Source organism: Elizabethkingia argenteiflava (genome assembly GCF_009904105.1).
Lineage (GTDB): Bacteria > Bacteroidota > Bacteroidia > Flavobacteriales > Weeksellaceae > Elizabethkingia > Elizabethkingia argenteiflava.
The window spans coordinates 1-6,102 of the sequence record NZ_JAAABJ010000688.1; the positions used below are offsets into that span (position 1 = coordinate 1).

The window sequence follows — 6,102 nt, forward strand, 5'->3', positions numbered from 1 at the left end:
ATCTCTAATATTTTTTCATAATTTGCGGTAAAGCTGTTCATATTTAATCGTTTGTTAGACTATTAAATTTAGGTATTTAGCTAATAATGAGCAGCTCCCTTTTTTTTATCCTAAATGAACCACGGGTATAAAAATGATATCTGCAAAGCTTATGAATAGCTCTAATACAATCATATCAACCGCTTTTTTTGATCTCGTAATGCTCACATCTTGGGGTTACAAACCCTTATCGTGAGCTTTACGCAAGAAAATAAAATTTAAAAAAGCGAATAATTTAGTGAATTGGGAGGCATTTTCAGATATATCGTCCATAAATTTTGTTCTTTGATATCAAAGACTTTAAATTGCCTTTAAGCTGACAAAATCTTTATTAGCATTATCGAAAATACTGCAGTTGAGGCGTTTTTACAAGATATTCCATAGCTCAAAAAGATCGTCTGCCCACCGAAAAGATTAAACATGGGAGACACAACACGCACAGTCTGGTGAAAGGATCAGAAGAAATCAGTATTTACAACATAAAAAAAATAAAACCTATAACCTGATATCCAAACCAGCAATAGGATTCCTAATATCCCTAATAATATCTGGAACAGAAAAAAGAAAGCCAGAAGAAAAATGATTTTTCAATCAGCAGTCTGCTGTAATGAACGTGTTGTAAACGAAACGTGTTTTGCATGGATCAACAGCTTCAGAACACCCCTGTTCAGATTGGATAATTGTAGATCAATTGTCATGATTGGGCTTTTACTCTAATTCTTTTAAAAGTTTAAATGAGTTAAATACTAAATTAAAAAACATACGCAAGCTACACATATACTTAAAAAGCTTTTCTTGGATGCTGATATAACAGCCAAGAAAAGCTAATGTTTAGATATCTAAAATATATTTATTTTAGTCTGTTCCTGTGAGGCTAAAAGGGCTTTATTTAAAATTATCGTAACCCGGGTTTGGCTGTACAGGACTGTTTTTAACGTTCGTCTCCCCTGAAGGAATAGGAAAAGCTAATAAATTATCTGGAATTTGTTTATCCCGAGACTCTATTCTATCTCCCCGCTGATCGTAGTATGGTATAACAGCATTCCATCTTAATAAATCCCAAAATCTGAAGCCTTCTCCTAGCAACTCACGCATTCTTTCTTTTTTTATATCTTCCAGCGTTACCTTGGAAGATGATGCTAACCCCCTGTTTTTTCGTATCTGATTATAATAATCCATTGCTTTAGCAGAGCTACCTCCGTTAAGCTCTGCTTCGGCTGCGTTTAACAACAACTCTTCATAGCGCATCATCTTTATATTGCCTTCTCCTGTATGTCGTGGAAATTTATTATCCAAATACAATCTACCCGTCTTGGGATGTTTATATATTAATTTTAATCTTATATCTTGCGGTTCGTAAAAATCCAAAGTTGAGTTCAGTACCCCAATACTGGCATAAGCATCTGAATTCAAATAACTGTCATAACTAGAAGTTCCGTTAGATGATTGAACCCCCACTGCGATTTCAAAAATTGAATCTTCATTGAGATCTGTTTTATAGGCTTTCAATAAATTATTGGCTGTAAGAACACTATAAACCTTTTTTCCAATCACATCGTTTGCCAACTGCCTAACCTTAGCATAATCTTTTTTATAAAGATAATATCTGGTCATCAAAGCCTTTATAGATGTCTCATTTAGACGGATGGGACTCCCATTTACGTCTTTTATAAATTCTAATGCATTTTTAAAATCCTTTTCAATTTGGGCTTGTGTTTCAGCAATGGTCGCTCGGGCTTGTTTTCTATCGGTATCTACTGTTAAGGGTAAAACAGCTCCCCAATTACTAGCATTCGTATATTTCTGCCCATACAATCTTAAAACATCAAAAAACACCTGCGCTCGCACAGCATAAGCCTGAGCTTTATAGTTGTTAACAGCCGCTATAACAGCCTGGGGATCCTTGGAGTAATCACTAAACTGCTCATTCTTGACATTAATCACCTCATTGGCAAGACGCACAGTTTGATACATAGCATCCCAGGTTTTTACTACATTAGAAGTATTAGAATTCATTGAATATGATGCTACCCCGACATAATGTCCACCTTTTCCTGTTACAAACATTCCATCACTATGCATTTCCCCAAAAGCAAGAAAATTAGCACCATAATATGCTGGAACTCTCATTTGTACATATACACCACTCATAAAGGAATGGAGTTCCGCAAGACTGGTAATCTGGCCCGCTTTTTTGTCCTGATAAAATTTAGTCTCAACAAAGTCTCTGCTACAAGAACCCAATATTAATATTAGCAATCCTGTAATTAAAATATTTATTATGCTTTTTTTCATAATTTAAAAATAAAGATTAACACCTAAACTAAAAGTTTTCATTGGTGGCAAATTTAAATTAGAAGACCTCATCAACTGTAAATCGGGATCATATTGAAGGTTTTTATCCCTCATCCATGTCCATATATTATTGCCCAATAAATAGATCTCTAAATTAGAAAGTCCCGTATTTCTGATTGTCTTCCCTTTAAAGTTGTAAGCGAGCTTAAGGGTTCTCAACCTTAGATAGTCTCCTTGGTATAAAAATCGAGTCGAGATCTGATTTGCAGGAACTGACCCCGTACCTGTATTTCCACCTAATATAGGTTTAGGATTCAGGGCATGAGGGTGGGTCGGTGTCCAATAATCCAACTGTGCAGCATATCCGGGATAATTTTGTGTATATTGACCATCACTAAATAAATAATTTCCCCTGTCATCGTAAATCTTGTTACCAAAACCATAACTTAACTGGGCATCTAAAGAAAACCCTTTGTAAGACAAAGAAGTATCCACCCCTCCAAAGAAGGTAGGCGTTGTAGTCCCTTGGGGAGCTTTTGTAGCCTCATTATAATTAGAGGTGGTCTCTCCATTTTTACCATTAACATACCATAGAGGGTTTCCGTTGGACGGATCTACACCTGCCCATTTGGGTATATAAAAAGTATTCACTGCTTCACCCTCACGTAGAATCATAAAAGATGTAATGACATCGGAATGATCCAGCAATTTGGTAATCTTATTATTCAATGTACTCGCATTAAAACCCAATCGCCAATTTAATCCATTCCGGTTTTTTAAAATATCAGCAACAACTGAAAATTCAAAACCTTTATTCACCATGTCTCCCACATTGGTTAATTTTGAACGAGACCCCTGCGCTCGTGAAAGGGGTAAATTATAGACGAGATCTGTTGTTTTTTTATGAAAATATGCAGCGCTGAATGTAATTCTATTTTTAAGGAGTCCCACATCTATACCCACGTTAAATGGATTCACTTTTTCCCATGTTAAGTTGGGATTATCTACATTTATAACTCTTACTGCCGCATCACCATTATAGTTTTTATCATACCTATAGGTGGCATAGGGAATTTGATAAGATTGTAAATTATTGCCCACATGACCATAGGATAACGATATTTTTAACTGAGAAAGTACAGAAGAGGACGTAAAAGGTTCTAATCTTGCTAAATCCACACCGGCACCAGCCGACCAAAAATTACCATTCTTTTTCCCTGGCCATAGATTGGACATCGCATCTCTTCTTCCGGATAAATCCAATAAGAAAATTTTATCATAATCATAATGCAACATAACTGCATATCCTGATCTTGAAGCAACTCTTTTGTTTCCTCCAGATGAACTGGTGATTACGAAACTATCCAATGTTTGTAAAAATGGAGCACCCACCCTTATCTTTTCAGCGAATAAACGACGTAAATCCGATTTATATGCTTCTTGAATTAGACTGGCATTAAAATAATGAGACTCTCCCAAGCGGGTATCATAACTCAATATATTCTGAACATTAAAATTAAAATATCGGGTATTATATGCTTTCATCAGTCCCCCGAGCGGAGTGCCATCCCCGTGTAAGGGCGAATCATAGGTATTTTCTTCAATATTAATATATTCGGGAGCAAAGACAAACCTATAGACAAGATTTGGCAAGATTTTATACTCCGCCTGTAAGTTCGCAAACACTCTTGCTGTTTTTGCATTGGAGTAATTTAACGATTGTAAAGCTGCTACGTTATATAGATCATTACTAAGTTTTCCTGTTTTTGGATCACCTAAATAATAGCTGCCGTCTGCATTATAAATAGGGTCAGTGGGTCTATTAAATAGATAGCGCATGGGGTTATTATAGGCTCCCCCATTATCCAAGGTATTCATATTGCTATAGGCCAATTGGAGATTTGTAGTGATCTTCATTTTGTCAGAAGCTTTAAAATCGACTTTGTTCGTACTGGTTATCCTTTTGAAAAAAGAATTTCTTACAATACTGTTTTGATCAAAATAGCCTAAAGAGGAGTAGTAGGTAAGCTTATCCGTACCCCCAGACATGGAGGCATTCATATTCTGAAAAAATGCACCCCCTTCTTTTTGTGTTGCTCCCCGCCAATCTGAATTCACTGTGGAATTAAAAATAGAGGAAAAGTCCGAACCTAATTTCCCCGTTTTGGCCAATTGAACAGCTTCTGATGGACTAATCGACCTATAGTTAGATATGGCCGAAGCCAAAAGACCTTGCCACTCACTTGTATTTAAAGCTCTGGGGCCTTCTATAGCCCTAAATGCCACACCCTGTTCAGAGCTAACACTCATTCGGGTTTTTCCTTTTCGACCTCCCTTGGTCGTGATAATCACCACCCCCGCTCCTGCATCAGCTCCATAAACAGCCGTAGAAACAGCATCTTTTAGAATCGTTACACTTTCATAATCCGAACTGTTTAGATTGGCTAAAATATTAGCTGTTGAGCTATTGTTCGTTAAATCTCCTTGACTCACCCTAACCCCATCTATAATAATAATAGGATCGCTATTTCCGTTCACAGATGTAACACCTCTCACCCGGATACGTGCCGCACCTCCTGGTTGTCCAGATGCGGAGCCCGTAACCACCCCTGCTACTCTTCCGGATAAAGCTTTATCCAATGATGCCGCAGAAGAATTGCTTTGAATTGCTTTTCCTGAAACCGTTCCAACCGATCCCGTAAGCTCTTTTACTGTTCTTTTTTGACCAAAACCTACAACTACAACTTCCTCGATTTCTCGAGTAGAAGCAGTGTCTTTTTTAGCCTTTTGAGCATAAGTGCTTTGACCTATCAAAAATAAGAGCCCTCCACTCAGTATTAGTAATTTTTGACCCATACAACAATCTTTATTTTTTTTAAAAAATTGCATAAATATGATAAATATTTTTTATACAACAAAAGTTATACAGATAACATAACAATAAAATAAAGAAATCTATTAATCATTGATTTATATATTCAATATACATATAATGTATATTGAATATATAAAAAACTTGTAATTAAAAAAAATACTATAATTATGAAAATATAATAAATATTTTTATAATTAATAAATAATTGGTCTCAACGCAATTATAAATCATTTTAAAATTGCTAAACATAATTTGGCTGTCGGACTCAAGAAAATAGAAAAATAATTTTACGAAAAATGAAGAATTTAGCCCAGTAAAAATATTACAATTAATCAAACTATAGCTACTGCTGTTTGTCTATTCTTTTAAAATAATTTTGTAGTTTTGAATAAGATCGTTAACGTATTTAATCAGCTAATGACCAGTTAAATATGTGATTTTTTTTAAATCTAATAAACAATGCTTTTTCTTTTTTAGTTCCTAAATGCACAAAAAGCTAATTAAGAAGTTGTTTAAACTTATTTACACAAAAAGAGTTCCGAGAAAATTAGCAATTTTGTATTGCAATTCAAATAACTAATAATCTGGAACTCTTCAGCAAAGATAAAATAGAACAATGGATTTTAACTCATTTAAGCAAAGGAAAAAGAGTATTTTCGACGAGATATAATCTGGTAAAAATAATTCAGCTTATTGTAAAACGCCTGAAAACAGGCTGTCAGTGGCGTGAATTAAGTTTGAAAGAATATTTTGACAAAGAGAAAACCTGCTGGCAAAGCATTTACTATTATTTCAATAAATGGAGCAAAGATGGCTCTTTCAGAAAGGTTTGGATAGGTCTTTTGCTTCTTAATAAAAGAAAATTGGATATGTCAAGCCTTCAGTTGGACGGA

3 protein-coding genes are annotated in these 6,102 nt (G+C 35.1%); 1 reads left to right on the forward strand and 2 read right to left on the reverse strand.

Annotation, left to right across the window (positions count from 1 at the left end; all coding sequences use genetic code 11):
* Positions 1–924: 924 nt before the first annotated feature.
* Entirely contained in the window at positions 925–2,334 is a 1,410-nt protein-coding gene (locus GNY06_RS13370; protein ID WP_166520548.1) for a RagB/SusD family nutrient uptake outer membrane protein, read from the reverse strand.
* Between the two features lie 3 nt (positions 2,335–2,337).
* A complete protein-coding gene (locus GNY06_RS13375) occupies positions 2,338–5,190 on the reverse strand; it encodes a SusC/RagA family TonB-linked outer membrane protein (RefSeq protein ID WP_166520549.1) in 2,853 nt (950 codons plus the stop codon).
* A 690-nt stretch (positions 5,191–5,880) separates the two neighbouring features.
* Between GNY06_RS13375 and GNY06_RS14470 the strand changes: the two genes are divergently transcribed.
* On the forward strand, positions 5,881–6,102 hold a 222-nt coding region (locus GNY06_RS14470; protein ID WP_262885048.1), incomplete at its 3' end, for a transposase.

Excerpts from the sequence above, each read along its gene's own strand:
- GNY06_RS13370 (WP_166520548.1), bottom strand. The coding sequence starts at position 2,334 with ATGAAAAAAAGCATAATAAATATTTTAATTACAGGATTGCTAATATTA.
- GNY06_RS13375 (WP_166520549.1), bottom strand. The coding sequence starts at position 5,190 with ATGGGTCAAAAATTACTAATACTGAGTGGAGGGCTCTTATTTTTGATA.